Below are 24,754 nucleotides of genomic sequence, written 5' to 3' on the forward strand. Positions count from 1 at the left end.
GCAGCATGCCCCACTTTGGAGCGCAGGCAGGCGACGAATGGTGGTGAGGGCACAGCAAGACAACCGGCCACGGGGGGCACCCTTCGCTGGAAACGGGCAAACATCCCTGGGCTGGCCGGCCCTTTACCTCTCGGGGCCCCCTCGAACGCCGCAGGAGCGACTGTTGCACCATCTGGCGCACGCGTTCTACGCCTGCATTCCCGCCGATCTGCAAACCTATTGCGTACTGACCGCAGAAATCGCCCGGCGTGCGCTGGCCCACTTTGGCCTGACAAGCCACTTGGAGCCTTGCCAGCTGTGGTGCGTAACGTCTCAAGCCAACTATGCGGTGGGTTTCCTGGGGCGAGGCGCCCGGTCTCACAAGTGGGATGGCCACGTGGTCTGCCGAGTCGGCCCCTGGCTGCTCGACACCGCCCTGTTCCACTTTGAGCGGGAGTTCAGTCTGCCGGTGCCGCGCGTGGCCCTGGTACGGTCTTTTGCGGTGCCCACCCAAGCCCTGGCCCGCGCGACGGTGGGGCCGGACCGGGATGTGTGGTGGCTGCGCCCGCCCGGCGATGCCCCTACCACCCCACCCGTGGAGCCCGAAGCCCTCATCACGCAACACGCCCAGCGTTTGGTTGAACGACTTCTCGCCATCGACCCCCTGATGCGGCCATAGCCCCGGTGTGTCCCCTGCGAAAATAGTCGTTTTGGCCCGTCGCTTTTTTTCCGCCATGAACGTTTTGAAATCCTGCCTGGCCGCTTTGAGTGCCGCGCTGCTGAGCACCACCTTGGCCGCCCAAACCCCCAAGACGTTGGTGCGCGTGACCACCGACCGGGGTCCGGTGGACCTGCTGCTGTACGACAACGACGCCCCCAAGACCGTCACGAATTTCCTGAACTACGTGCGGCGCGGCGCGTACGACAGCAGCTTCTTCCACCGCTTGGCGTCTGGTTTTGTGTTGCAGGGTGGGGGCTTCCGCTACAACGACGCCACGACGCCCCGCGCCACGGCCATCCCGGCCGACCCGGCGGTGCAGAACGAGTTCAGCCCCAGCCGTTCCAATGTGCGCGGCACCATTGCCATGGCCAAGCTGGGCGGCAATCCCGACAGCGCCACCAACCAGTGGTTCATCAACCTGGGCAACAACGCCGGCAACTTGGATGGTCAGAACGGCGGCTTCACCGTGTTTGGCCGCGTCACCAGCGCGAGTTTGCCGGTCGTGGATGCCCTGGCCGCTTTGAACGGTGTGAATGCGCAAGGCTGCAGCGGCGTGATGGGCGTCGCGGCGGGTGCTGTGGGGGAACTGCCCCTGAGCAAGGCACTGAGCAGCATGACTTGCAACGCCATCTATGCGGACAACCTCGTGATGATGCGCAGCGTGCGGGAACTGCCCCGCAGCACGGTGTCGAGCGCCGATCGCATCTTCAACTATCTGGAAGCGGCCTTCCCGCAGTACGCCAACCCGGCCAACCCGGCCACCCTCTTCTTCGACGGCTACACCTTCCGCCACTACACCGGCCCCAACAGCTATGTGGGTGCCAAGGACGGGGTGATGTACTTCTTGATCCCTTCGCTGTCGCCCAACATCATTGCGTTCGGTTCGGTCGCCGACTGGCTGAAGACGGCCACGGACGCCGGGTACTGAAGCGGCTCGATCACGTCCGGCTGGGCGCCGCCCGCGCAAGCGACGGCGCCCCGAGTTGACCGGGCACGGGGTGCTGCGATTCCAACTCCTCCCCGAGCGCCACCACCCGCCACAGGTGATCCAGGGCGCCGGCCAAATCGCCCCGGCGCTCCAGCAGCTGCGCCAGTTGACGGTGCGCCAGGCGTTGCTGCGGTTTGGCCTGGATGCGTTCAGCCAAATCCAGCGAGTGTTGAAGGCTGCGCACGGCGGAGGCCTCGTCGCCCCGCGCCAAGGCAATGTCGGTCCAGGTGCGGCTGGCGGCCGCTTCGAGCCACTGGTGATGCAGCCGCCCCGCCAGCCCCAAGGCCACCCGGCAATCGGCACTGGCCAGATTCAGGTCGCCACGCGCCAAGGCGGCGCGGGCCAAATACCAGTGGGCTTCGGCTTCGAATTCGGGATGCCCCCCGCGTCGTGACGCGGCCAGCGCGTGCGCAAACTGGCGCTCCGCCTCTTCCACGTGCCCGAGCTCCAACAGGCCCACGCCCAGGTTCAGCGCCAGTTTGGCGGCCAGGTAGTCATCGGCCAGGGCCTTCTGCGCCACAGCCGCCTCTCGATGACAGCGCAGCCCACTGGCCCACGCCCCCATCGCGTAGTGAATCTGGCCCAGTCCGATGCGGGCTGAAACCGCCACCCGGGCATCTTGGGCCACCTCGGCCTCATTCAAAGCCCGGGTCCATTGCTCATTGGCCTGCACATAGTGGCCTTGCTGATAGGCAACGCGGCCCAAGGCCTCAGCCAACCGGGCCGTCTGGGCGCGCCACCCGCCCATTGACGCTTCGCGCGCCCCGTCGGTCAGCGCAGGAGCCAACTCCATCGCCCGCCCCCGATGCTCGAGCAAATAAAAGCGCAGATACAACGCGTCGAGGGCATCCGCGACCTCCCCCCGCGCGCGCAAGGCCCGCTCGAGTGCCAGCAGGCGCAGCACCGCGCACGCCGGGTGTCGCTGCGCGACGGCCGAGAGGCGCCCGCGCAGCGCGCGGAGACATTCAGAGGTGGGGCTGAGTTCGGGTAGCACGGATCAAACGAAAAGGAATGGGACGGGGCCGCAGCAGGATAGCGAATCCCGCCAGAATTCCAGCCAGCGGGTGGCGGCATCATAAATTCCAGTTCAGTACCAATTGACCAGTCTTCATGTTGGTATTAGAGTGGTATCCATTATGAGCACACGGGCGTATGCGTCTCCTCCCCCCACCCAGTCTCCAGGTACGGGCTCTTTCCGGTATTGGATCGGCATTGACGGCGGCGGCACCCACACCCGCGCCCGGCTTTTCGATGCAAGCGGTCACCCCTTGGCCGAAGGCACCGCCGGGCCGTCCGCGCTGGGTCAAGGCGTCGAGCAGGCCTGGCGCCATGTGCAGCAGGCGGCCCAAGCCGCGGCGCGGGCCAGCGGCCTCCCGAGCCTGGACCTGTCGCAGTCCGTCATCGGGCTGGGCCTTTCGGGGGCCAACAACCCCCAGCACGCGGCCGCTTTTGTGGCCGCCAACCCCGGCTTTGCCCAGGTGGTGCTGGAGGGTGATGCGGTCACCGGTGTTCTCGGCGCCCACGGTGGCCAAGCCGGTTCGCTGCTGATTGCGGGCACCGGCTCGATCGCCCTGGCGCACACCGCCGACGGGCAGCGCCGGCAAGCCGGCGGTTGGGGCTGGCTCAATGGCGACGAAGGCAGCGGCGCCTGGCTCGGCAAGGCGGCCCTGAGGTTGGCCCAGCGCGCCCTGGATGGGCGCGACCCGGCGGGGACGCTGGCCCGCGCCGTGTGGGCCCTGATTGGCAACACCGCCGAGGACCTGCTGCACTGGCAAGCCCAGGCAGGTCAGGCGCGCTTTGCCAGCTTGGCCCCGTTGGTGTTTGAGCATGCGCCCAGCGACGATCAAGCCCGCACTGCGCTCAAGACCGCCGTGCTGGACCTGGAAGACCTGGTGCGGGCCGTTGATCCGGAGGGCCAATTGCCCCTGGTCGTGAGTGGCAGCGTGGGCCAACGTCTGTCCTCCGCCTTCAGCGCCCCCCTTCAAGCGCGACTTCGCCCCGCCCTGGGCGACGCCATGGACGGCGCCCTGCGCTTGGCACGAGCCCACCTGGCCCCCTCTCTTTAGGATCACAAGGACCCCAGATGCCCAAATCGGTGCTGGACTTTCGAGCGGACGAGGATTCGTCCTCGCCCCTGTATCTGCAGTTGGCCACCGCCTTGGCCCGGGCCATCAGCGAAGGTCGCTATCAAGCGAACGAGGCCCTCCCCAGTGAGCGGGTGCTGGCCGAAGAATTGAACCTGTCGCGGGTGACCGCGCGCAAGGCCATTGAGCGACTGGTCGAGCAAGGCCTGATCGTGCGCAAGCGAGGCTCGGGCAACTACATCGCTCCCCGCCTGGAACAGCCCTTGACGCGGCTGTCCAGCTTTTCAGAAGAACTGCACCAGCGCGGCTTTGTGCCCCAGTCACGCTGGCTCACCCGGGGGTTCGCGGCCGCAGGCCCCGACGAGCAAATTGCCTTGGAATTGCGAACCGGGGAACGCGTGGCCCGCCTGGAACGCCAGCGTTTGGCTGACGGCGTGGTGATGGCGTTCGAGGTCAGCGTGTTGCCGCAGTCGGTGCTGCCCGACCCGGAGGCGGTGACTGCCTCGCTGTACGCGCACCTGACCCAAAGCGGTCAAGCGCCGGTGCGCGCCTTGCAACACATCCGCGCCTTGAATGCCGACGCCAAATTGGCCGGCCTGCTGGAGGTGCCCGTGGGCGCCGCCGTGCTGTTCATCACCCGTGTGGGCTATGTGGCCTCGGGCAAAGCGGTGGAGATGACGCATTCCTATTGCCGCAGTGACTATTACGACTTTGTGGCCGAAATGCGCCGGGAGCCGGCATGACCTGCTTGAAGGGCCAGTTCCTGACGCCCGACGGGTTCCTGCTCGGCACGGTGACTGTGGCGCCACAGGGTCGAATCGCCGCTGTGGAGGGCGTGCCGCAATCCGAGGCCCAAGCCCGGAGCAGCGGCTTGCCGCTGTACCTGCCCGGCTTCATTGACACCCACGTGCATGGCGGCGGGGGCGCGGACACGATGGAAGGCGGCGAGGCCGTCCGCCAGCTGGCCCGCACCCACGCGCGGCACGGGACAACGTCATTGCTGGCCACAACAATGACCGCCCCGCTGGACGACATTCGGGCCGCACTCCAAGCCCTGGCCCCCGCCTGTGCCACGCGGGGCGCTCAGGAAGCGCGGGTGCTCGGCGTCCATTTGGAAGGCCCCTACATCAGCCCGGGTCGGCTGGGTGCCCAGCCGGACTACGTCAAGCCCTTGGCCCTGTCCGAGCTGCTGGCCCTGCATGCCTTGGCCCCCATTCGCCTCATCACCCTCGCGCCCGAACTCCCGGGGCACCTGGCCGTCATCCCCGACCTGGTGGCCCAGGGCATGCGCGTGCAAATCGGCCACAGCAACGGCGGCTACGAGGACGGGGTGGCCGCGCTGCAAGCCGGCGCTCACGGGTTCACCCACCTGTTCAACGCCATGAGCGCCTTGCACCACCGTGAACCGGGCATGGTGGGCGCCGCCTTGGCGCACGCGGACCACGCGGAGCTGATTCCCGACTTGATCCACGTGCACCCCGGTGCCATCCGCACCGCTTTGCGGGCCATTCCTCGCCTCTTTTGCGTCACCGACTCCACCTCGGCGTCGGGCATGCCCGATGGGGAGTACCGACTGGGTCGTCACACCGTGACCAAGTGCTTGGGCGGAGTGCGACTCGCCGATGGCACCTTGGCGGGCAGCACGCTGACGATGGACCAGGCCTTACGCAACCTGGTGAACGCCTTGGGCTTGAGCCTGGCCGACGCCAGCCGTCGCTGCAGCACCTATGCCGCCGATTACCTCGGCCTGAACGATCGCGGGCGTATTGCGGTCGGGGCCCACGCGGACGTGGTTGAACTGAATGCCGACCTGCGCTTGCAGGCCACCTATGTTGAAGGAGAACGAATTGAATGCCATGCTGGCTGAACCCCTTGCCTCAACGCTGATGGCCCAAGAGTGCCGCAGCGCCCCCGACCGCGTCGCCGATCTGCTGGCGCACGATGCCGACGTCTACGCCCAGTTGGGCGCCAGCCTGCGCGAGCTCCCGCCCGCCGCCGTGGCCACCATTGCCCGTGGAAGTTCGGACCACGCGGCCCACTATCTGGCTTACCTGGTGATGGCGCGCCTGGGGGTCTTGGTGTCGTCGCTGCCCATGTCCCTGGTTACGCTCTACAACAGCCCCCTGCAGTGCAAGGGGGTCGTGGGCCTGTCCTTCAGCCAGTCTGGCCAAAGTCCGGACCTGATCGCGCCCATTGATTACCTGCGCAAGGGCGGGGCGCGGACCGCGGCCTTTGTCAACGATGCCGACTCCCCCCTGGCCCAGGCGGCGGAATTTGTGCTGCCGCTGCGGGCCGGTCCCGAGAGGAGCGTTGCGGCCACCAAGAGTTACATCGCCCAGTTGGTCGCTGGGGCCCGTTTGGTGGCCCACTGGCAAGACGATGTCGAATTGAAGCAGGCCCTGCACGACCTGCCCGACCGCCTGCGTGAGGCCGCCGCTTTGGACTGGAGCGCCGCCATCGCCCCGCTGCAGAACGTCGACCGGCTCTTTGTCATCGGGCGCGGCCCGGCGCTGGCCATCGCGGAAGAGGCCGCCCTGAAGTTCAAAGAAACCTGCTCGGTGTCGGCCGAGGCGTTTTCAGGCGCCGAAGTCCAGCACGGCCCGATGGCCCTGGTTGGCAGCGGTTTTGCGGCCCTGGTCTTTGCCCCCCGGGGCCCGGCGCAGGCGCAACTCATCGAACTGGCCACCCGGCTACGCGAACGCGGGGCCACGGTGCTGCTGGCCGCCCCGGCCGGTACGCCGGGCGCGGACTTGCCGCTGTTGACCACGGGGCATGAGCACCTGGACCCGATTGCTGCGGTGCAGAGCTTCTACCCGATGGTGGAGCAATTGGCCCGCGCCCGCGGCTTCGATCCGGACCGCCCCCGCCATCTGTCCAAAGTGACCAAGACCCAATGAATGCCCTGAACCGAGAGGACGCGCTGCGTCTGGCCGCGCAACTGGTGATGATCGACATCCCCGGCACCGCGCTGGACCCCGCCACCGAAGACCTGCTGGCCCGCTACCCGCTCCGAGCGGTATGCCTGTTCCGCCGCAACCTCAGTGGCGTGGACGGCACGCGGGCCCTGAATGCCGCGCTTCAGGCGCGCTTGGGCCCCAAGGCCCTGATCGCCATCGATCAAGAAGGAGGCGCGGTATCGCGGGCCACGTTCATTCCCGTGGCCCCCTCGGCCATGGCCTTGGGGGCCATTGGGAGTGCCGCGCGGGCCGAACAAATTGGCGCCGCGGTGGCGCGCGGTTTGGCGCACCTCGGCGTGAACTGGAACTTCGCGCCCGTTTTGGACGTCAACAACAACCCCGCCAATCCGGTCATTGGCGAGCGCAGCTTCTCCGAACACCCGGACGATGTCGCCCGCTTGGCCTCCGCGTGGATGGCCGGCAGCCTGCGCGAGGGGGTGGCCTGCTGCGTCAAGCACTTCCCCGGTCATGGGGACACGCATGAAGACTCCCATCACGCCCTGCCCCAGGTGAACAAGAGCCTGGACGAGCTAGAGGCCTTGGAGTTGCGCCCGTTCCGGGCCCTCAAGAACCAAGCGCCCGCCTTGATGACCGCCCACATCGTCTACCCCCAGTTGGACGCGGAGTTGCCGGCCACACTGTCGCGCTTCTTCCTCACCGAGTTGCTGCGCCAACGCATCGGCTTCCAGGGCGTGGTCATCACCGACGCCTTGATGATGCGAGCCATTGCCGACCGCTGGGGACACGCCAAGGCCGCCGTGCTGGCCCTTCAGGCGGGCGCCGACCTGGTGCTCGCGCAGGGCACGGTTGATGAACAAGTCGCCACGCTGGGCGCCGTCGCCGACGCCCTGCAGGACGGGCGCCTCCCGCTGGAGTCTGCCCAGCAAGCGGTGGCCCGCGTGGACGCCCTGGCCGAGCGCTACCCGGTCTCGCTGCGCGACTACGCCCAAGGGCAGCGCGCCGATGACGAGGCCTTGATGCACGCCACCTGCGCTGAGGCGCTGACGACCCTCCGGGGCGCTCGCGCGCCGCTGGGCGCGTTGCGTGTGATTACCCAAAAATCCGTGATCAGTGATGGCGTGAGTGAAGCGGGCTTGAGTGCCGACGAGGTGGCCACACTGTGGAGTCCGGGCACGGACATCGAGTGGTTCCACGTGCCCGATCTGGGCACCTTGCAGGCCACAGACATTCCCCGCGACGGGCGCACCAACGTGCTGGTCAGCAACCGTCGGGGCCGTTACCCCGGTGCCGCAAACTGGCCGATTGACCTGCACATCGCCCTGTGGAATCCGTTTCAAGCGTTGGATGTGCCCACTCCGACCGTCCTCAGTTGGGGCTACCAGCGCCCCATGTTGGCAGCCCTGCGTCGCTGGCTTGCGGGCGATCTGACCGCCCAGGGCCGTGCGCCCGTCGCCGCTTTGGAGCTCTGAGCCATGTCCCCCGCCTCGCCCATCCGCTGGGTCCCCAGCCTGTACTTTGTGCAAGGCCTGCAGTTCTTCGTGGTCATGCTGATCGCGGGGTTGATGTTCAAAAACATGGGCGTGGACAACGCCACGATTGCGCGGTGGACCGGCCTGCTCGGCTTGGCGTGGGCCCTCAAGCCGCTGTGGAGCCCGCTGATCGAGTTGGTCGCCAGCAAGAAGCGCGTGGTGGTGGTGGCGCAATTCACCGGCGCTGCGGGCCTGGGCCTCCTGGCCTTGGCGCTGCAAGCGCCGGCCTGGTTCGCCCTGTCCATGGCCGTGTTCTTTGTGTTGGCCTATGCCAGCGCCACCCACGACATTGCCTGTGACGGCCTGTACATGGCCGAGTTGGACGCCAAACAACAGGCGGCCTACGCAGGCTGGCAAGGTGCCTTCTTCAATGCCAGCAAATTCCTGACCCTTGGCGGCCTGCTCGTCCTGGCTGGCTGGCTGGAACGGACCCAAGGGGTCATGAATGCCTGGTCGCTGATCTTCGTGGGCCTGGCCCTGCTGCTCGCCGCGCTGGCGGCCTGGAACGCCAAAGTCTTGCCGCCCGCCGTGGGTACCCCCCCCGCTCGCGCCGAGTTGTGGGCCAACTTCATCGAGGTGGTGGCCGACTTCTTGAAAAAACCAGGCATTGGCGTGGCCTTCCTCTTCATCATCCTGTTCCGCTTCGCCGAAGGCCAAGTGCAGACGATCGGCCCCCTCTTTTTGATTGAGGGCCGTGCCCAGGGGGGCCTGGGTTTGAGCACCGAACAGGTGGGGGCCATCTACGGGACCGCGGGGACCGCCGCTTTCCTGGTCGGCTCCATCTTGGGGGGATACTTCACCGCCGCGCTCGGGCTCAAGCGGGCCATGCCGACCTTGATCGTGGCCATGATGGTTCCGAACGCCGTGTTTTTTGGTTTGGCTCAGGCCTTGCCCACCGACCTCTGGGCCATCAGCGCCGCCATCACCCTGGAGATGGGCGGCTATGGCTTTGGTTTCGTCGGCATGATTCTGTACATCATGCAGGTGGTGGCCCCCGGCCGCTTCACCACAGCGCACTACGCACTGGGCAGCGGGGTGATGCAACTGGGGTTCATCTTCAGCAAGACTCTCAGCGGCGACATCGAGCAGGCGCTGGGCTATGGGCCTTTCTTCGGCTGGACCGTGCTGGCCGGTTTGCCCGTGCTGGGCCTGTGGTTCTGGGTCCGCCGTCGCGTGCCCACCCCACCCACCGCCCCGCTCGGAGCAGGCGCATGATCACCGCCCTGGCCCTGGCGGCGGCCGGGGCCTTTTTCTTTGACGACTTCAGCCAAAGCCGTCCGCAGGAGCTGGCGGCCCAAGGGTGGCTGCTTCGCACCCAGGTCGGCCACCCCGGTGTGGTCGGCGCCCGGTGGGACCCCGCAGCCCTGACTTGGGTCGATGACCCCGAGCGGCCCGGCAACCGCTGGCTGCGCCTGAGCGCGCGCACCGACGGCACGGCAGCGGGCACGGTGCAGAGCCAAATTTGCCGACCGCAACAGTTTTTGTGGGGCACCACGGCCGCCCGGGTGCGCTTTAGCCCCCGGCGCGCGGGGGGCGATCCCGTCGTGCAGGCCGTGTTTCAGGTCAGCCCCTTGCGTTTTGACTACGACCCGCTCTTCAGCGAGCTCGACTGGGAATACCTGCCCAACGGGGGCTGGGGCAGTCCCACCACCCGGCTCTTCGGCGTGGCCTGGCAGACCGTTCGGCTGGAGCCCTGGGAGGCCCATAACGAGCAAGTAGAGCACCCGCAAGAGCTAGGCGGCCAGTGGGTGCAACTGACCGTTCAGAACACCCCGCAAGGCAGCCGCTGGTTTCTCAACGACCAGGCGCTGGCGCAGCACGCGGGCCGCACCATCACACGCCAAGCCATGGCGCTCTCACTCAGCCATTGGGTCTCGCCGGGCGGTTTGCGCTCCGGCGGGGCGGTGCAAGCGGAAGCCTTCGACGTGGACTGGGTGCTGCACCGGGCCGATGCCGTGCTGCAGCCCGGCGAGATGGCAGCCGAGGTTGAGCACCTGCGCCGCGCCGGCCAGACCCGAGGGGATACCCTGAAAGCCACCCTTCAAGCCCCGCGCTGCGACTTTTGAAGGGCGCCAAACGGGCTCCAGGGCGGCAACAATGGCGGCTTTTGCACAAAGCCCCCACCCATGTCGTTGCGCCCCTTCGCCCTTGCCGCCTCGGCCCTCCTTGCCCCGGCACTGCAAGCCGCTGAAGTTCCGCGCTTGGTGGTGATGATGGTGATTGACGGTCTGCCGGAGCGGCAGATCGCCGCGTTCGCGCCCCAGTTTGGCGCCGACGGTTTTCGCCGCTTTTTGGACCGCGGGGTTTGGTACCGCAACGCCCGGTATGGCCACGGCCACACCGTCACGGCCGCGGGTCATGCCACCTTGGCCACCGGTACGCATCCGGCCCGGCACGGCATCGTCAGCAACGAATGGCTGGACCGTGACACGGGCGCCTCGGTGTACTGCACCGAAGATCGCGCCCACCGCTATCACGAGGGCCCGACCCAGCCCGATGAGGGCACCAGCCCCAAGAACTTGCTCGTGCCCACGGTGGGCGACATCTTGAAGGCGCAATCGCCCTCCTCCAAGGTCATTGCGGTGTCGGGCAAGGACCGGGGCGCGATCCTGCCGGCCGGCCACAAGGGCACGGCCTACATGTACCGAACCGAGACCGGGCGCTTCAGCAGCAGCACCTATTACATGGCGCAGCATCCCGCCTGGGTGAATGCGTTCAATGGCAAGTTCAACGCCGATCGCTTTTGGAAGACCCCGTGGCATCTCGCGCGCCCCGCCGCTGATTACGCCCAGGACAGCCCCGATGGGCAGCCCTGGCAGGGCAAGGCCGGGTTTGGCAACCGTCTGCCCGCCACCTTGGGCGACGGGGTCGAAGCGCCCGGTGAGCGCTTCTACACGGATGTGCTGACCTCGCCCTATGGCGACCAAATGACCTTGGAGTTCGCGCTGGCGGCCGTGCAGCATGAAGCGCTGGGGCAGCGCGGGGTGCCCGATGTGCTGGCGGTGAGCCTGTCCGCCCACGACTACATCAACCACGTGTTTGGGCCCGAGTCGCGGTTCTCCCACGACCACTTGCTGCACCTGGATCGGCAACTCCAAAGCTTTTTCGCCAGCTTGGATCGGCAGGTCGGCCCGGGCCGTTATGTGGTGGCCCTGTCCTCGGACCATGGGTTTCTGGACACGCCGGAGTACCGCAAACAAAAGGGCTTGAACGGGGGGCGGGTGCCCATCGGCGCCGCCATCACCGCGCTGAACACGCACCTACAAGAGCAGTTCAAGGTCCCCAAGCTGGTCCGGGGTTTTTCGGCCGGTGCACTGCTGTTCAACTTGGATCTCCTGCGCAGCCAGGGCTTGGACGCGGCGACCGTGGAGGCCGCCGCCGCCCGGTACGTGGCGCAACTGGAAGGGGTTCAAACCAGTTTCGGGCTCGCCGCCCTGAGCAGCGACACGCCGGGCCCGGAGGTCCTCACGGCCCTGCGCAACAGTTGGTACGCTCCCCGCAGCGGTCAATTGGCCATCGTGCCGCAAGAGGGCTGGATGTACGCCTTCCGACCGACCGGAACGTCCCACGGCAGCCCGTGGGACTATGACCGCCATGTGCCGATCCTGCTGTGGGGGCCCGCTTGGTGGGGCACAGGGGTGGTGGACACCCCGGTGCAAACCGTGGATTTCGCACCCACCTTGGCCCAGGTTCTCCAGCTCCCGCCACTGACTCAGGCCCAAGGCCAGGTGCTGCCGCGACCCGATGGAAAAAAGCGCCGCCCGCCACAACCCCGTACCGCCGCCACCCATTAAGTCATGGCTTCACCGTCCGCCCTCGAACAGCACCGTCAGGAACTGGATGACGCCATGCGCGGCGGTCTGCGCGTGGCCCTGGTGGGCGTGGCCATCGGGGGCGCGGCTCAAGGCCTCGCCGGTTGGTGGGATTCCAGCCTCAATTCGCTCCCGTTTTGGCGACTGGCGCTCCTGAGCTTCTCGGGTTTCTTTGTTTCAGCCTGCTGTCTTTTGGCGCTCCGCCAGTTGCGTGCCCGTGGCGTCTCAGCCGCCGCTGCGACCTTTGCCCTCAGCATCTTGCCGGTCTTGCTGGCCTCGCCCTGGCTCAGCGGCGATGGGCTCGCCGACGCCAACCTCCCGGCCCTGGGCGTGCCAATTCTGGTGCTGGCCCTGCTGGTATCGCCGCGCGCCGGCTGGCGGGCATTGGCCGTGGCCGTGGCGGGCCTGGTCGTGGTGGGCGTGGCCCATTGGGTCGGCTGGATTGAGGGCCCCCAGCCCCAGCGCAGCGCGCCGTTCCCGGTCGTCGCCCTCGGTCACCTGCTGCCCCTGTTGGTCGGTGGCTGGGTGGCCATGCACTACGCTGAGGTGTTTTGGCACACCCTGCGGCGCATTGAAGATTCGCGCCAGGTCACGGCAGCGGCGCTGGCCGATCAACAGCAAGCCACGGCGGCGCTCAGCGCGGCCGAAGAACACCAGCGGGCACTCCTGGACGCCACCCTGACCAGCATCTTGATCTTCGATGTGCAGTCCCGGGCGTTGGTGCTGGCCAACCCCCAGGCCCTGCGCCGCTTCGATGCCACCGCTCTGGACGAGTTGGCTCAGGACTGCCTGTTCCCAGGCGGCCCGTATGACCGCGAAACGGCGCGCCTGCATTTCGAAAAAACGCTCCGGGAGGGTCCACAGTACTTCCTTTGGAGCACGGTGAACCGCCACGGCAAGCGGCAGTTCTGGGACATCAAGACCGAGCAGATTCCCTACAAGCAGCGGCCTGCGGTGGTGGTCTTCGGTCACGACATCAGCGAGCAGGTGGCGGCCCGCAGCGAGTTGGCCCGGGCCCGCGAAGTGCTGGAAGAACAGGTCACGGCCCGCACCCTGGAACTCGAACAAGCGCGCGACCGCGCCGAGCAACTGGCGCGCTCCAAGAGTGACTTCTTGGCGCAGTTGGGACACGAGGTCCGGGGCCCCATGAACACCGTCCTGGGGCTCGCGCACCAGGTGCTCAGCGAAGCGGACACCCCCCCGCAAACGCGGCGCAGCCTGGAACGCATCCACGAAGCCAGCGCCAAGCTGCTGGCCGCCGTGAACGACGCCATGGGTTTTGCCCGCATCGCGCCCGTCGCCCCCAGCGAGGCGGGTTTCGCCCCCAGCGAACCCCTGCCGCCCACACCCGCCCAAACGCAGCCGCTACAGGGTCTGCGGGCCTTGGTTGTGGACGACGTGCCCATCAATCGCGAGATCCTGTGCGAAATGCTGCTGCAACTCGGCGCTCGCGCCCACGCGGTGGATTCTGGGGCAGCGGCGCTGGATTGGATTCAGCGCGAAGGCGCCACGGCCGTGGACGTGGTGCTGATGGACATCCAAATGCCGGACATGGACGGCTATGAGACCACCCAGCACTTGCATGCCCGCCATCCGAGCCTGCAAGTCATGGCCCTGACCGCGAACGCCCTGCCGGAGCAGCGCGCGGCGTCGGCCGCGGCGGGGATGTGCGGCCACGTGACCAAGCCGGTCGAGATGGGGGAGCTAATTCAAGCCCTGCAAGGCCTGCGCGCCCCCGCCCCGGCCAAGTCCGCCGAACCGGCAGCCGGCACAGGCCCGACGACGCCCCCGGCGCCCGCACCCTCCAGCACCACGGAGCTGGTTTGGGACCGGGCCGGCGCCTTGGCCCGTTGCGCCAACAAGGCGTCGTTGTTGCGGCGATTGTTGGGCAATTTCGTCGAGCAGTACCGGCGCGAAGGCCTGCCGGCCGATGAAAGCGCCCGGGTCGCCTGGACCCATCGCCTCAAAGGCACCTCGGCCAACCTGGGCTTGGTGAGCCTTTCCGCCGCCGCCGCGGCCTACGAACGCGAACTGCGCGGTGATGCCGCTGCGGCGCAGGGGCCCGCCCCCCTCGAAGCCCTCATGGAGCGCCAGTTTGCCGAGTTGGACTTGTGGCTGGCCACCCAGTCGGAAGAAGCCTGACCACCGGACCCATCAGCCGTTGATGCGCGCCACGCCCGGCAACTCGCAGGCCATGACGGCATTGCGCAGCGCCGCGATGGCTTCGTAACGGGTGAAGCTGCGCCGCCACACCAAGACAACTCGGCGCGTGGGAATGGGGGCTTCGAAGTGCAGGTAGCGGATGTGGCGCGGCACCTCCTGGGGCACCGACAACTCCGGCACCACAGTGATGCCCATGCCTGCCGCCACCATGTGTTTGATGGTTTCCAGCGAAGAGCCCTCAAAGCTGCGCTGAATGCCTTCGGCTCCGGAGGCGAAGCGCGCGAACTCCGGACAGACTTCCAACACATGGTCGCGGAAGCAATGACCGTTGCCCAGCAGCAGCAGCGTCTCTTGTTTCAAGGCTTCGGCGCTGATGGCCTCCCGTGCGGCCAGCGGGTGCTGGGCGGGCACCGCAATGCGAAACGGCTCGTCATACAGCGCCGCCTGCGCCAACCCCGCATCGGGGAAGGGTTCGGCCAAGATGGCGCAATCCAGCTCGCCGTTGCGCAGCATCTCCAAGAGCTTGACGGTGAAGTTCTCCTGCAGCAGCAGCGGCATTTGCGGGGTGCGGTCGATGACCTGGCGCACCAATTCCGGCAGCAGGTAGGGGCCAATCGTGTAAATCACCCCCAGCCGCAACGGCCCCGCCAGCGGGTCACGGCCGCGCTTGGCGATGTCCTTCATTTGCGCGGCCTGCTCGATCACCACCTGCGCTTGGCGCACCAACTCCTGGCCCAGCGGGGTGACGGTGATTTCCCCGCTGCTGCGCTCAAAGATCTTGACGTCCAGCTCCTCTTCGAGCTTTTTGATGGCCACCGACAGCGTGGGCTGCGAGACGTGGCAGGCCTCGGCGGCGCGGCCAAAGTGCCGCTCACGGGCCACGGCCACCAGGTAACGCAATTCCGTCAAGGTCATGTGCGAAGGGCCCCCACACCCACCGGTACAAAGGTCACAAGCCTACACTGAGCCCCTTGCCGTCGATTCGACACGTTGATCACCATGTCCGAGCGCAAATCCATCACCTTGCACCGCCTGCAAGACATGCACAAAAGCGGCGAAAAAATCGCCATGCTGACCTGCTACGACGCCGCGTTTGCCAGCGTGCTGGATGCGGCGGGCGTGGACATCCTGCTCGTCGGCGATTCGTTGGGGACGGTGCTGCAGGCTGAGGCCACCACCACCCCCGTACAACTGGACACCATGGTCTATCACACGCGCTGTGTGGCGCGGGGCAATCGGACCGCCTGGATCATGGGCGATCTGCCCTTTGGCAGCTACCACGCCAGCCCCGAGCAGGCGTGGCACAGCAGCCTTGCGCTGATGCAGGCCGGCGCCCACATGGTCAAGCTGGAGTGCAGCGACTGGACCGCCCCCACCGTGCGTTTCCTGACCGAGCGGGGCATTCCCGTTTGCGCGCACCTCGGGTTCACCCCGCAAACCGTGTCGGCCCTGGGGGGCTTCAAGGTACAGGGGCGCGGGGAGGCTGCCGACCACGTCAAGGCCCAAGCCCGCGCGATGGTCGAAGCGGGGGCGCAAATGCTGCTGTTCGAGATGATTCCGGCAGATCTGGCGCGCGAGATCACGGCCTGGAGCCCCGTGCCGGTCATTGGAATCGGGGCTGGGCTGGGTTGCTCAGGCCAGGTACTGGTGCTGCACGACATGCTGGACGTCACACCCGGTCGTCGCCCTCGATTTGTCAAGAATTTCATGTCGGGATCCGACTCCATTGCGGGGGCCATTCGGCGCTATGTGGACGAGGTCAAATCCGGCCAATTTCCTGACGAGGCGGTGCACGCCTTTTCCTGATGCGAGTGATACACACGATGGCCGAGCTGCGCAGCGCGCTCGGCGGGGCGGGCCGTGCGGCCTTCGTGCCCACCATGGGCAATTTGCACGACGGCCACCTGGCCTTGGTCGCCCAAGCCCGGGCCTTGGCCCCGGATGCGCCCGTGGTGGTGAGCTGTTTCGTCAACCGACTGCAGTTCCTGCCCCACGAGGACTTTGACCAGTACCCGCGCACGCTCGAAGCCGACAGCGCCCAGTTGGCCGCGCAAGGTGCCTGCGACATTGTTTTCGCGCCGTCCGAGCGCGAGCTCTACCCCGAACCCCAGGGCTTCAAAGTGCACCCCCCCGCGGAGCTGGCCGACATCTTGGAAGGTCACTTCCGACCCGGGTTTTTTACGGGCGTGAGCACGGTCGTCACCAAGCTCTTCAACGTCGTGCAACCGCGCCTGGCGGTCTTCGGCAAGAAGGACTACCAACAGCTGATGGTCATTCGCCGCCTGGTGGCGCAAATGGCGCTGCCCATCGAGATCGTGGGAGTGGACACGGCCCGCAGCGCAACTGGCTTGGCCCTGTCCAGTCGCAACGGTTATTTGAGCGACGCCGAGAAGGCGCAAGCCCTGCAGCTCAGCAGCGCCCTGCGCCAGCTCATTGGCGCCTGGCAAGGGGGGCAACGGGATCTCCCCGAGCTGGAAGCCCAGGCCCACGCCGCGCTTGACGCTCAGGGCTGGAAAACCGACTACCTGACCCTGCGGTGCCAGCATGACCTCAGCCCCGCCCGCGAAGGCGAGGCGCTGGTCGCCCTGGGTGCCGCGCGCCTGGGCAAGACACGCTTGATTGACAACGTGGAAGCCTGACCGCCCCCATGGCCTACACGCTGTCCGATTTCGATTACCTGCTGCCGCCCGAGCTGATCGCCCAGCACCCCGCCAGCGAGCGCAGTGCCTCACGCCTGCTGGATGGGCGGGGTGCGACCCCGCTGGACCGCGTGTTCCGGGAGCTGCCGAGCCTGCTGGCCCCCGAGGACCTGCTGGTTTTCAACGACACCCAGGTCATCAAGGCACGCCTGCACGGCCGCAAGAACAGTGGCGGCAGCGTGGAAGCCTTGGTCGAGCGCCTGCTGCCGGGCACGCTCGAGGTCTGGGCCCATGTGCGTGCCAGCAAAAGCCCCAAACCCGGCAGCACCGTGTGGCTGGGGGATGGGGCCCGCGGGTTCGAGGCTGAGGTGCTGGGCCGCTGCGGCCCCGAGAACAGCCTCTTTCACCTGCGCTTCCCTGCCGATCCGCTCACGCTGTTAGAGGCCCACGGCCATGTGCCGCTGCCGCCCTACATCACCCATGCCGATTCGGCGGACGATGTCCAGCGCTACCAGACCGTGTTCGCCCAAAACCCGGGGGCCGTGGCGGCCCCGACCGCCTCCTTGCACTTTGACGAGGCCTTGCTCGCCGCGCTCCCCTGCCCGCGCGCCCAAGTGACCCTGCATGTGGGCGCCGGCACCTTTCAGCCCGTACGGACCGAAAATCTCGCTGAACACCACATGCACAGCGAGTGGTTCAACCTGCCGGCCGCGACGGTCGACGCCATCAACGCGTGCCGGGCGCGGGGGGGGCGGGTCACGGCCGTGGGCACCACCACGTTACGCGCGCTGGAATCCGCCGTCCACGGCCACCCGCTGCAAGCCGGTGCCGCAGAGACCACGATCTTCATCACCCCGGGCTTTGAGTTCCAAGTGGTGGACCGCCTCATCACCAACTTTCACCTGCCCAAGAGCACGTTGATGATGTTGGTCAGCGCCTTCGCCGGCTACGCGCACATTCGCGCCCTTTATGCCCATGCCGTGCAAGCGCGCTACCGCTTTTTCAGCTACGGCGACGCCATGGTCCTAGATCGAACCGCCTGAACCGTTGCGGACGCAGTCACTCAAAGTACCGCCCGCGTAATCGGTCGTAGCGACCGTCTTTGCGCAGCGTGTCCAGGGCGGCTTGCAGGCGTTGCACCACCGCCGGGTCGGTGTCCAGGCGCAAGCCAAACCAATAGGACTTGTCCGCGTCATAAGGCATCACAGCCCGCACCGTGCTGAAGGGCAGGCGGTGTTGCGCCAAGTGCCACGCCACCGTCCAATCTTGCGAGACGATGACATCCACTCGACCGGCGAGCAGCTTGCGCACATTGGCCCCATAGTCTGGCGCGAGGTCCAGTAGACGCCCGGCCCCGAAGCCCTGTTCTTCCAGCTGCCGTGCGGTGGCCGATTCGCGCACAGCCCCCACCCTCAAAGAACGTAAATCGTCCAGCGACCGTGCCGCGATGGGCTGAGACCGGGCCAGCTGGTACACCATGATCCGACGATCGCTGATGGGGCCAACCCACAGGTACTGGGCCTCGCGCTCGGCTGTGCGGGTGAGGGAAAACAACACGCTGTTCGGTGTGTGCTGGGCCGTTTGGATCGCCCGCGCCCACGGCAAGACCTTGATGCTGACCCCCAATTTGGCCTGCGCCGCCATGGCCTCCAGCAGTTCCACGCTAAAGCCTCGCGCGGAGCGCTCGTCCTCGTAGTTGAGGGGCGGCAGGTTTTCGGTGAAGGCCTGCAACGCCGGTGACGCAGCGACGCTCGGCGCTTGAGCAGCCACAGGCAGGGCTGCCCACAGGGCCAAACCCCACCCCAGGCGGCGAATCCGGCTCACGGCCACGCGCAGTTGCATGCAATGCTTTCCTCACCCAGTGGAGCGGTAAAGGTAACGGAAGCGCCGAAGACCGACAACGGCACTTGTGGTCCTGGGCCCTCATGTCCGGGTTTGCTCGGGGCGCCTGCCGCGAAGCCGTCTCCGATCCACCGTCCTGGCGATCCGATGCCGCTTGAGCGGGTGATACGCTGCCGGGCATGGCCGTTCATTCCACCGATGAAAAACCGATGGGACGATTCCCCGCCCATGGGCGAGCCGCCTTCAGTGTCGAAGACCGGCTGCTGGTCACCGAAGCGGAGGGCCCCTTCAATGTAGAGCTGGTGCAGGCACTGCGCACGCCCGCCACCGAGGCTTCCGCGCCCTTGCGCGCCCAGGGTCAGGTCTGGGGACAGCTCTCGCGTTTTCGGCGCAGCGCCCTGGCGTCGCCCGACACGCTGGCCGCCTTTGCGGCCTTGCTGATCGACATGCGTGACGAGGGGGTAGCCCCGGCTTTCACGGCCTATGTGCTGGGGCCAGACGTGGAAGGGGCTTCTCTGATGGCTGCCCCGCTGCGGCGCTGCTTTGAGGCCGCCGGACTGGGTTTCGCCCATTTCGAGCGCGAAGAAGAGGCCCGCGCCTGGCTGCGGACGCAGTTGGGGTGAGCGGGCCTCGGCCGGGTTGATCAGTCCGATCCGGCGGTCAACAGCGGAATACTGCCGCCCGTGTCGTGCCCCAGCAGGCCAGTGCGGGTGTAAACGCCAAGCTTCTCTCGCGTGTCGGCAATGTCGAGATTGCGCATCGTGAGCTGGCCAATGCGATCCAGCGGCGTGAAGGCGGCGTCCTCGACCTTTTCCATCGAGAGCCGCTCGGGGGCGTAGGTCAAGTTGGGGCTCTGGGTGTCCAGCAGCGAGTAGTCATTGCCCCGACGCAGTTCCAGCCAGACCTCACCCGTGATGGGTCGTGCCACCCAGCGCTGGGCGGTTTCACGCAGCATCAGACACTGCGGATCAAACCAACGCCCTTGGTACAGCAGGCGACCCAGTTGACGGCCGTTGGCGCGGTACTGCTGGATGGTGTCTTCGTTGTGGATGCCCGTGACCAGGCGCTCATACGCAATGTGCAGGAGCGCCATGCCCGGGGCTTCGTAGATGCCTCGGCTCTTGGCTTCGATGATGCGGTTTTCGATTTGGTCGCACATCCCGAGGCCGTGGCGGCCGCCAATGCGGTTGGCCTCCAGGAACAACTCCACGGGGTCGGCAAACTCACGGCCATTCAAGGCCACCGGCACCCCGTCCTCGAACCGCACCGAGACCTCTTCGGCTGGCACCGCCACCTCGTCTTTCCAGAACGCCACGCCCATGATGGGATTGACGATGCGGATGCCGTTGCGGAGGAACTCCAGATCCTTCGCCTCATGCGTTGCGCCGAGCAGGTTGGAGTCGGTCGAGTACGCTTTCTCAACGGACATCTTGTAGTCAAAGCCGTTCTGGATGAGGTATTCGCTCATCTCCTTGCGGCCACCGAGTTCGTCGATGAATTGCTGGTCCAGCCAGGGCTTGTAGATCTTCAGCGCCGGGTTCGCGAGCAAGCCGTAGCGGTAAAAGCGCTCGATGTCGTTGCCCTTGTAGGTGCTGCCGTCACCCCACACATTGACGCCGTCTTCCTTCATCGCCACCACGAGGGCGGTGCCCGTTACCGCGCGGCCCAGGGGCGTGGTGTTGAAGTACGTGGCACCGGCGGTGCTGATGTGAAACGCACCGCATTGCAAGGCCGCGATGCCTTCGGCCACCAGTTGGGCGCGGCAATCGATCAACCGGGCAATGTCAGCGCCGTAGGCCTTGGCCTTGCGCGGAATTTCCTCGTAATCGCTCTCATCCGGCTGACCCAGGTTGGCGGTGTACGCGCAGGGGATGGCGCCTTTGGCCTTCATCCAGTGCACGGCGGCGCTGGTGTCCAGCCCCCCGGAAAAAGCAATGCCAACACGTTGGCCAACAGGGATCGATTGCAGGATGGTGGCGGACACGGCAGTTCTCGGGCAAGCCTAGGGAAGTCCCGTACTGTAGGGCCTGCCCAAACAGACTTCGCGCTAGGCGGAAGCTAGGTCGTACGCCAGTCGATGCGGCCTTGCGTCGCGTCCGTCAACCGGATGCGCAACGCGGCCACTTGGTCCTCAGGGGTTTGCCAGCGCAGCAAGGCCAGGGCCCCGTGCTCGGCGCCATCGACCTCCAGACCTGCCGCCGCCAGCTCGCGGCGCAGCACCCCCTCTAGGGCATAGGGCACGGCCGCGGCCAGGGCCACACGGCGCACCAAGGTGATTCGAGACGCGCCTTGCAGGGCCTGCGAGACGGCATCGCCATAGGCCCGCACCAAGCCGCCGGCCCCGAGCCGGATGCCGCCGAAATAGCGCACCACCGTGGCCAGCACGCCTTCGAGCTCCTGATGGCGCAGCACCTCCAGCATGGGGCGGCCCGCCGTGCCGCCGGGTTCGCCGTCGTCATTGGCGGCGCTGTGCCCCCCCGCCATCAGCGCCCAGCAGACATGGGCCGCTTGCGGGTGTTGGGCGCGCAAGGCTGCCACGCGCGCCTGAGCCTGCTCTCGGTCCGCGCAGGGCTCGACGCAAGCCAGGAAGCGGCTCTTTTTGATCAGGGTTTCGGCATGCGCCGGGGCGGCCAGGGTGTCAGACATCAAATATTTTTGCGCGGCCCTGAATCCAAACGGGGGGCGGCCTGCATCCAAGCTGCACCATTCACCTTTTTGGAGCCCAACGGCCATGGAAAGCGATATTTTCGTGCTCAAGCACATCCTGCCCTTCATGATTCCCATCGTGGCCCTGCTGATCCCCATCGTCGCCATCGTGGCGCACTACGTCAGCAAGGCCAGCCGCGAGCGCGCCATCCACGAAACCGTGCGCCAGCTCAGCGCGGCCGGCCAGCCCATTCCGCCCCAACTGCTGGATGGCTCGGCCTTCCGCAGTGAAGAGGCCCCCAGCAGTGGCAAGAACAGCCCGCGCTACCACCTGCGCGCCGGCGCCGTGAACTTGGCCGTGGGCCTGGGCCTGGCTGGCATGTTCTTCGCGATGCGCCCCGGTTCCTGGCTCTGGGCCATCGGCCTGATCCCACTCTGCCTGGGCGTGGCCTTTCTGGTGCTGTGGAAGTACGAGAGCAGCCACCCGGCCTGACGCATGTCCGACCTGGAGCAGGAAGCCCAAGCCCTCGCCGCCGCCCAGCGCGGCGATCGGCCCAGCTTTGAGGGCCTGGTGCGGGCGCACCAGGCCTACCTGCGCCAGCTGCTGCGCCGCCTGTGCCGGGGCGACCACGCCCTGGCCGATGATCTGGCGCAGGAGGCCTTTGTGGCCGCCTGGCGCGCGCTGCCGGGTTTTCGCGGCGAGGCCCGCTTTCGCACCTGGCTGACGCGCCTGGCCATCAATGCGTTTCGCCAGCACGCCCGCAGGACCTGGCCCGAGGCCCTGCCCGACCCTGCGCCCGACGCCCCCGACAGCGATTTCGCCCCCGCCGCCGGCGTGCGCCTGGACCTGCAGCGCGCCCTGGCCCGTCTGCGCGAGCCCGAACGCGAGGCGGTGCTGATGTGCTTCTACGCCGACCTCTCCCATGCCGAAGCCGCCGAAGCCCTGGGGTGGCCGCTGGGCACGCTAAAAACCCAGGTGCTGCGCGCTCGCGCCAAACTGCGCGTGTGGCTGACGGACGGCCAATGGCCGCAGGAGAGCACACCATGAGCCCCCATTCCACCGACGCCGAACTGGATGCCTGGTTGCGTGCGGCTGAACCCGACCCACCGGATCCCGCTCTGCAGGACGACGAAGCCTTCGTGCGCCGGGTGATGGCAGCCCTCCCGGCCGCGCCGCACACGAGCCACGCGATGGCGCGCCCTGACGCACTCCAGCGAGTCCTTCGTCTGCTGCCCCATCTGCAGGCCCTGGCGCTGGGGGGCTTGCTGGCCTGGTTGCTGGCCCTGTGGCCGGATCAGGCCCTGGCCCTGGCCGCCGGCGGGGGTGCGGCGCTGGAAGCCGGGCTGCTGGGCCTGTGTGGCCTCGGTCTATTGGCTTGGTGGAGCCTGCCACAGGCCTGGGCCTCGCCCTGGCGCTAACGCTAAAGCCCGCCCCAAGTCCTCAACGGCTCAAAAGCTCAAGGGCTCACAGGGGCTGAAACAACATAGCTGCGCGACCACTCCGCACCCAAATGCTTGTCCGCCAGACGCTGCAAGGTCCCATCTTGGATCAAGGCCGTCATGGCTTGACGCAGGCGCAGGCGATCGGACTCACTCACCCGCCGGCGCGACAGCGCCCAGCCCCCTTCGGCCCCTGACTGCGGGAACCAGTCGCGCAGCACATGGGCTTGACGCCAGGCCGCTCCCTTGGCGGCCATTTCCATGGGATAGGCGAGCACGGCCTGCATGCGTCCGGCCTCAAACGCGCGGAAGAGCGCCAGTGTGTCCGCGCTTTCCGACAGCCGGCCCGCTTTGCGCAGCGCCTCCAACCAAACCATCACGTCCGGCGCATAGCGCGCGCCCCGCACCAAACCCACCCGCCACTCGGTTCGGGCCATGAAGGCCTCCAAACTGGCAACCGCGGCCCCGTCGGTGGCGTGCATCAGCAGGCCCGGCCGCGCGCGCGCCAGCACCATGAAGTCCGCCAGGGCTTCGCGCTCCGCCGTGCGGGTGGACGCTGTCGCGATGTCGATGTCACCATCGGCCATGGACTTCCACAGCCCCTGGACACTGCTGCGAACGGATTCGAGCTGGCAGCCGCTGCGCTGCGCCACCGCCTGCAGCCAATCCACCTCCAAGCCGCTCGCCGCGCCTTCGGGGCCGGGTTCGTAGAGACCGGGGTACGGCACCTGCCCCACCCGGTAGGGCCCGCAGGCCCAGGCCGGGGCCTGGGCGGCCAGGGCCAGCAGCAACGCCCCCGCAGCGAGCTTCATGCGCAGCCCCATGCGCTGACGGCACGTCCCGCACACCGCGACAATCGGGCCCCATGCTGCACTTCGAACTCCTCCGCCAAGAAGGCGCCGCCCGCCGCGGCCGCATGACGCTGAATCACGGCGTCGTTGAAACCCCAATCTTCATGCCCGTGGGCACCTATGGCACCGTCAAGGGCGTGATGCCCCGTGACCTGGAGGCCATGGGCGCGCAAATCATTCTGGGCAACACCTTCCATCTGTGGCTCCGTCCGGGCTTGGACATCCTCCGTCAGTTTGGCGGGCTCCATCGGTTTGAGAACTGGCAACGCCCAATCCTGACCGATAGCGGGGGGTTTCAGGTGTGGAGCCTGGGGGCCATGCGCAAGATTTCTGAGGAGGGCGTGAAATTCGCCTCGCCCATCAACGGCGACAAACTCTTCCTGACGCCCGAAGTGTCCATGCAAATTCAGACGGTGCTCAACAGCGACATCGTCATGCAATTCGACGAGTGCACGCCTTATGAGACCAAGGGGCACCTGACCACGGAACGCGAGGCGCGCGCCAGCATGGAGATGAGCCTGCGCTGGGCCAAGCGCTGTGCCGCCGAATTCCGACGCTTGGACAACCCGAACGCACTCTTCGGCATCGTCCAGGGGGGCATGTATGAAAGCCTGCGCGACGTGTCGGCCCAAGGGCTGATCGACCTCGACTTCCCCGGGTACGCCATCGGCGGTCTGTCGGTGGGCGAGCCCAAGGCCGAGATGCAGCGCATCCTGGCCCACACCGCCCCGCTGCTGCCCACCCACAAGCCTCGCTACCTGATGGGCGTGGGCACGCCGGAAGATTTGGTCGAAGGCGTCAGCAACGGCATCGACATGTTCGATTGCGTGATGCCCACGCGCAATGCGCGCAACGGCCACCTGTTCACCCGCTTTGGCGACCTGCGCCTGCGCAACGCCCGCAACAAAACGGACGACGGCCCCATCGACCCCACCTGCAGCTGCCAGGCCTGCACCGGCTTCAGCCGCGCCTACCTGCATCACCTGGATCGCTGCGGCGAAATGCTGGGGCCCATGCTGACCAGCATCCACAACCTGCACTACTACTTGAACCTGATGCGCGAGATCCGCGAAGCGCTGGACGCCGGCCGGTTTGCGGAGTGGAAGGCGCAGTTCCACGCCGACCGAGCGCGCGGGGTGTAG

Annotated in this window: 25 protein-coding genes; 19 read left to right on the forward strand and 6 right to left on the reverse strand. The window is 67.1% G+C overall.

The window, feature by feature from the left end:
• The first annotated feature begins 163 nt into the window (after window positions 1-163).
• Window positions 164-658, forward strand: a complete 495-nt coding sequence (locus I7X43_RS12665; protein WP_198101306.1) for a hypothetical protein — start codon at window positions 164-166, stop codon at window positions 656-658.
• A gap of 55 nt (window positions 659-713) precedes the next feature.
• Window positions 714-1,628, forward strand: coding sequence for a peptidylprolyl isomerase (locus tag I7X43_RS12670; protein WP_198101307.1), 915 nt, complete (start codon window positions 714-716; stop codon window positions 1,626-1,628).
• A 10-nt stretch (window positions 1,629-1,638) separates the two neighbouring features.
• On the opposite strand, the gene I7X43_RS12675 is transcribed toward I7X43_RS12670, so the two are convergent.
• On the reverse strand, window positions 1,639-2,682 hold the full coding sequence (locus I7X43_RS12675) for a tetratricopeptide repeat protein (RefSeq protein WP_198101308.1): 1,044 nt from the start codon (window positions 2,680-2,682) through the stop codon (window positions 1,639-1,641).
• A gap of 142 nt (window positions 2,683-2,824) precedes the next feature.
• Between I7X43_RS12675 and I7X43_RS12680 the strand changes: the two genes are divergently transcribed.
• The 9 genes from I7X43_RS12680 to I7X43_RS12720 are packed head-to-tail and all read left to right on the forward strand — an operon-like array spanning window position 2,825 to window position 14,173.
• On the forward strand, window positions 2,825-3,754 hold the full coding sequence (locus I7X43_RS12680) for a glucosamine kinase nucleotide-binding domain-containing protein (protein ID WP_198101309.1): 930 nt from the start codon (window positions 2,825-2,827) through the stop codon (window positions 3,752-3,754).
• Between the two features lie 17 nt (window positions 3,755-3,771).
• Entirely contained in the window at window positions 3,772-4,515 is a 744-nt protein-coding gene (locus I7X43_RS12685) for a GntR family transcriptional regulator (RefSeq protein ID WP_198101310.1), read from the forward strand.
• Window positions 4,512-5,639: an N-acetylglucosamine-6-phosphate deacetylase gene (nagA, locus tag I7X43_RS12690; RefSeq protein ID WP_198101311.1), complete on the forward strand. Its 1,128-nt coding sequence runs from the start codon at window positions 4,512-4,514 to the stop codon at window positions 5,637-5,639. Before I7X43_RS12685 ends, nagA begins: the two co-directional genes overlap by 4 nt.
• Entirely contained in the window at window positions 5,629-6,669 is a 1,041-nt protein-coding gene (locus I7X43_RS12695) for an SIS domain-containing protein (RefSeq protein ID WP_246480398.1), read from the forward strand. Before nagA ends, I7X43_RS12695 begins: the two co-directional genes overlap by 11 nt.
• The gene (gene nagZ, locus I7X43_RS12700) at window positions 6,666-8,159 is read left to right on the forward strand and encodes a beta-N-acetylhexosaminidase (protein ID WP_246480400.1); all 1,494 of its coding nucleotides are present in this window, start codon (window positions 6,666-6,668) and stop codon (window positions 8,157-8,159) included. Before I7X43_RS12695 ends, nagZ begins: the two co-directional genes overlap by 4 nt.
• A gap of 3 nt (window positions 8,160-8,162) precedes the next feature.
• Window positions 8,163-9,434, forward strand: a complete 1,272-nt coding sequence (locus tag I7X43_RS12705; RefSeq protein WP_198101312.1) for an MFS transporter — start codon at window positions 8,163-8,165, stop codon at window positions 9,432-9,434.
• Window positions 9,431-10,285 (forward strand): glycoside hydrolase family 16 protein, encoded by an 855-nt coding sequence (locus I7X43_RS12710; RefSeq protein ID WP_198101313.1) that lies wholly within the window; start codon window positions 9,431-9,433, stop codon window positions 10,283-10,285. The genes I7X43_RS12705 and I7X43_RS12710 overlap by 4 nt, the downstream gene beginning before the upstream one ends.
• 60 nt (window positions 10,286-10,345) lie before the next feature.
• Complete coding sequence (locus tag I7X43_RS12715; RefSeq protein ID WP_198101314.1) at window positions 10,346-12,013, forward strand: alkaline phosphatase family protein; 1,668 nt, start codon at window positions 10,346-10,348, stop codon at window positions 12,011-12,013.
• Between the two features lie 3 nt (window positions 12,014-12,016).
• Window positions 12,017-14,173, forward strand: coding sequence for a response regulator (locus I7X43_RS12720; RefSeq protein WP_198101315.1), 2,157 nt, complete (start codon window positions 12,017-12,019; stop codon window positions 14,171-14,173).
• 12 nt (window positions 14,174-14,185) lie between these two features.
• Here the strand turns inward: I7X43_RS12720 and I7X43_RS12725 are convergent, their stop codons facing one another.
• On the reverse strand, window positions 14,186-15,109 hold the full coding sequence (locus I7X43_RS12725; RefSeq protein ID WP_198101316.1) for a LysR substrate-binding domain-containing protein: 924 nt from the start codon (window positions 15,107-15,109) through the stop codon (window positions 14,186-14,188).
• An 84-nt stretch (window positions 15,110-15,193) separates the two neighbouring features.
• On the opposite strand from I7X43_RS12725, the gene panB reads away from it, so the two are divergent.
• From panB to queA, 3 genes are read left to right on the forward strand one after another with little or no spacing between them, the layout of a single operon-like run.
• Window positions 15,194-16,000 (forward strand): 3-methyl-2-oxobutanoate hydroxymethyltransferase, encoded by an 807-nt coding sequence (gene panB / locus I7X43_RS12730; RefSeq protein WP_198101317.1) that lies wholly within the window; start codon window positions 15,194-15,196, stop codon window positions 15,998-16,000.
• Window positions 16,000-16,833 carry a pantoate--beta-alanine ligase gene (panC, locus tag I7X43_RS12735; RefSeq protein WP_198101318.1) on the forward strand — a complete coding sequence of 278 codons (834 nt, stop codon included), beginning with the start codon at window positions 16,000-16,002 and terminating at the stop codon, window positions 16,831-16,833. Before panB ends, panC begins: the two co-directional genes overlap by 1 nt.
• A gap of 8 nt (window positions 16,834-16,841) precedes the next feature.
• Window positions 16,842-17,876 (forward strand): tRNA preQ1(34) S-adenosylmethionine ribosyltransferase-isomerase QueA, encoded by a 1,035-nt coding sequence (gene queA, locus I7X43_RS12740; RefSeq protein ID WP_198101319.1) that lies wholly within the window; start codon window positions 16,842-16,844, stop codon window positions 17,874-17,876.
• 16 nt (window positions 17,877-17,892) lie between these two features.
• Here queA and I7X43_RS12745 read toward each other — a convergent pair whose 3' ends face one another.
• Window positions 17,893-18,675, reverse strand: a complete 783-nt coding sequence (locus I7X43_RS12745; protein WP_198101320.1) for a substrate-binding periplasmic protein — start codon at window positions 18,673-18,675, stop codon at window positions 17,893-17,895.
• Between the two features lie 179 nt (window positions 18,676-18,854).
• Here I7X43_RS12745 and I7X43_RS12750 point away from each other — a divergent pair, with 179 nt between their 5' ends.
• Complete coding sequence (locus tag I7X43_RS12750) at window positions 18,855-19,298, forward strand: hypothetical protein (protein WP_198101321.1); 444 nt, start codon at window positions 18,855-18,857, stop codon at window positions 19,296-19,298.
• A gap of 20 nt (window positions 19,299-19,318) precedes the next feature.
• Here I7X43_RS12750 and argG read toward each other — a convergent pair whose 3' ends face one another.
• Window positions 19,319-20,659, reverse strand: a complete 1,341-nt coding sequence (gene argG, locus I7X43_RS12755; RefSeq protein ID WP_198101322.1) for an argininosuccinate synthase — start codon at window positions 20,657-20,659, stop codon at window positions 19,319-19,321.
• A gap of 74 nt (window positions 20,660-20,733) precedes the next feature.
• On the reverse strand, window positions 20,734-21,321 hold the full coding sequence (locus I7X43_RS12760; protein ID WP_198101323.1) for an IMPACT family protein: 588 nt from the start codon (window positions 21,319-21,321) through the stop codon (window positions 20,734-20,736).
• A gap of 85 nt (window positions 21,322-21,406) precedes the next feature.
• Here I7X43_RS12760 and I7X43_RS12765 point away from each other — a divergent pair, with 85 nt between their 5' ends.
• The 3 genes from I7X43_RS12765 to I7X43_RS12775 are packed head-to-tail and all read left to right on the forward strand — an operon-like array spanning window position 21,407 to window position 22,740.
• Complete coding sequence (locus tag I7X43_RS12765) at window positions 21,407-21,814, forward strand: DUF6249 domain-containing protein (RefSeq protein WP_198101324.1); 408 nt, start codon at window positions 21,407-21,409, stop codon at window positions 21,812-21,814.
• A 3-nt stretch (window positions 21,815-21,817) separates the two neighbouring features.
• A complete protein-coding gene (locus I7X43_RS12770) occupies window positions 21,818-22,369 on the forward strand; it encodes an RNA polymerase sigma factor (protein WP_198101325.1) in 552 nt (183 codons plus the stop codon).
• Complete coding sequence (locus tag I7X43_RS12775; protein WP_198101326.1) at window positions 22,366-22,740, forward strand: hypothetical protein; 375 nt, start codon at window positions 22,366-22,368, stop codon at window positions 22,738-22,740. The genes I7X43_RS12770 and I7X43_RS12775 overlap by 4 nt, the downstream gene beginning before the upstream one ends.
• A gap of 38 nt (window positions 22,741-22,778) precedes the next feature.
• Here the strand turns inward: I7X43_RS12775 and I7X43_RS12780 are convergent, their stop codons facing one another.
• The gene (locus tag I7X43_RS12780; protein ID WP_198101327.1) at window positions 22,779-23,573 is read right to left on the reverse strand and encodes a substrate-binding periplasmic protein; all 795 of its coding nucleotides are present in this window, start codon (window positions 23,571-23,573) and stop codon (window positions 22,779-22,781) included.
• A 53-nt stretch (window positions 23,574-23,626) separates the two neighbouring features.
• Here I7X43_RS12780 and tgt point away from each other — a divergent pair, with 53 nt between their 5' ends.
• Window positions 23,627-24,754 (forward strand): tRNA guanosine(34) transglycosylase Tgt, encoded by a 1,128-nt coding sequence (gene tgt, locus I7X43_RS12785; protein ID WP_198101328.1) that lies wholly within the window; start codon window positions 23,627-23,629, stop codon window positions 24,752-24,754.

It is taken from the genome of Inhella gelatinilytica (genome assembly GCF_016093295.1).
GTDB classification, from domain to species: Bacteria; Pseudomonadota; Gammaproteobacteria; order Burkholderiales; family Burkholderiaceae_C; genus Inhella; species Inhella gelatinilytica.

Coding starts and splice junctions, on each gene's coding strand:
- I7X43_RS12670 (WP_198101307.1), top strand. CDS start 714: ATGAACGTTTTGAAATCCTGCCTGGCCGCTTTGAGTGCCGCGCTGCTG.
- I7X43_RS12680 (WP_198101309.1), top strand. CDS start 2,825: ATGAGCACACGGGCGTATGCGTCTCCTCCCCCCACCCAGTCTCCAGGT.
- I7X43_RS12685 (WP_198101310.1), top strand. CDS start 3,772: ATGCCCAAATCGGTGCTGGACTTTCGAGCGGACGAGGATTCGTCCTCG.
- nagA (WP_198101311.1), top strand. CDS start 4,512: ATGACCTGCTTGAAGGGCCAGTTCCTGACGCCCGACGGGTTCCTGCTC.
- I7X43_RS12695 (WP_246480398.1), top strand. CDS start 5,629: ATGCTGGCTGAACCCCTTGCCTCAACGCTGATGGCCCAAGAGTGCCGC.
- nagZ (WP_246480400.1), top strand. CDS start 6,666: ATGAATGCCCTGAACCGAGAGGACGCGCTGCGTCTGGCCGCGCAACTG.
- I7X43_RS12705 (WP_198101312.1), top strand. CDS start 8,163: ATGTCCCCCGCCTCGCCCATCCGCTGGGTCCCCAGCCTGTACTTTGTG.
- I7X43_RS12710 (WP_198101313.1), top strand. CDS start 9,431: ATGATCACCGCCCTGGCCCTGGCGGCGGCCGGGGCCTTTTTCTTTGAC.
- I7X43_RS12715 (WP_198101314.1), top strand. CDS start 10,346: ATGTCGTTGCGCCCCTTCGCCCTTGCCGCCTCGGCCCTCCTTGCCCCG.
- I7X43_RS12720 (WP_198101315.1), top strand. CDS start 12,017: ATGGCTTCACCGTCCGCCCTCGAACAGCACCGTCAGGAACTGGATGAC.
- I7X43_RS12725 (WP_198101316.1), bottom strand. CDS start 15,109: ATGACCTTGACGGAATTGCGTTACCTGGTGGCCGTGGCCCGTGAGCGG.
- panB (WP_198101317.1), top strand. CDS start 15,194: ATGTCCGAGCGCAAATCCATCACCTTGCACCGCCTGCAAGACATGCAC.
- panC (WP_198101318.1), top strand. CDS start 16,000: ATGCGAGTGATACACACGATGGCCGAGCTGCGCAGCGCGCTCGGCGGG.
- queA (WP_198101319.1), top strand. CDS start 16,842: ATGGCCTACACGCTGTCCGATTTCGATTACCTGCTGCCGCCCGAGCTG.
- I7X43_RS12745 (WP_198101320.1), bottom strand. CDS start 18,675: ATGCAACTGCGCGTGGCCGTGAGCCGGATTCGCCGCCTGGGGTGGGGT.
- I7X43_RS12750 (WP_198101321.1), top strand. CDS start 18,855: ATGGCCGTTCATTCCACCGATGAAAAACCGATGGGACGATTCCCCGCC.
- I7X43_RS12760 (WP_198101323.1), bottom strand. CDS start 21,321: ATGTCTGACACCCTGGCCGCCCCGGCGCATGCCGAAACCCTGATCAAA.
- I7X43_RS12765 (WP_198101324.1), top strand. CDS start 21,407: ATGGAAAGCGATATTTTCGTGCTCAAGCACATCCTGCCCTTCATGATT.
- I7X43_RS12770 (WP_198101325.1), top strand. CDS start 21,818: ATGTCCGACCTGGAGCAGGAAGCCCAAGCCCTCGCCGCCGCCCAGCGC.
- I7X43_RS12775 (WP_198101326.1), top strand. CDS start 22,366: ATGAGCCCCCATTCCACCGACGCCGAACTGGATGCCTGGTTGCGTGCG.
- I7X43_RS12780 (WP_198101327.1), bottom strand. CDS start 23,573: ATGAAGCTCGCTGCGGGGGCGTTGCTGCTGGCCCTGGCCGCCCAGGCC.
- tgt (WP_198101328.1), top strand. CDS start 23,627: ATGCTGCACTTCGAACTCCTCCGCCAAGAAGGCGCCGCCCGCCGCGGC.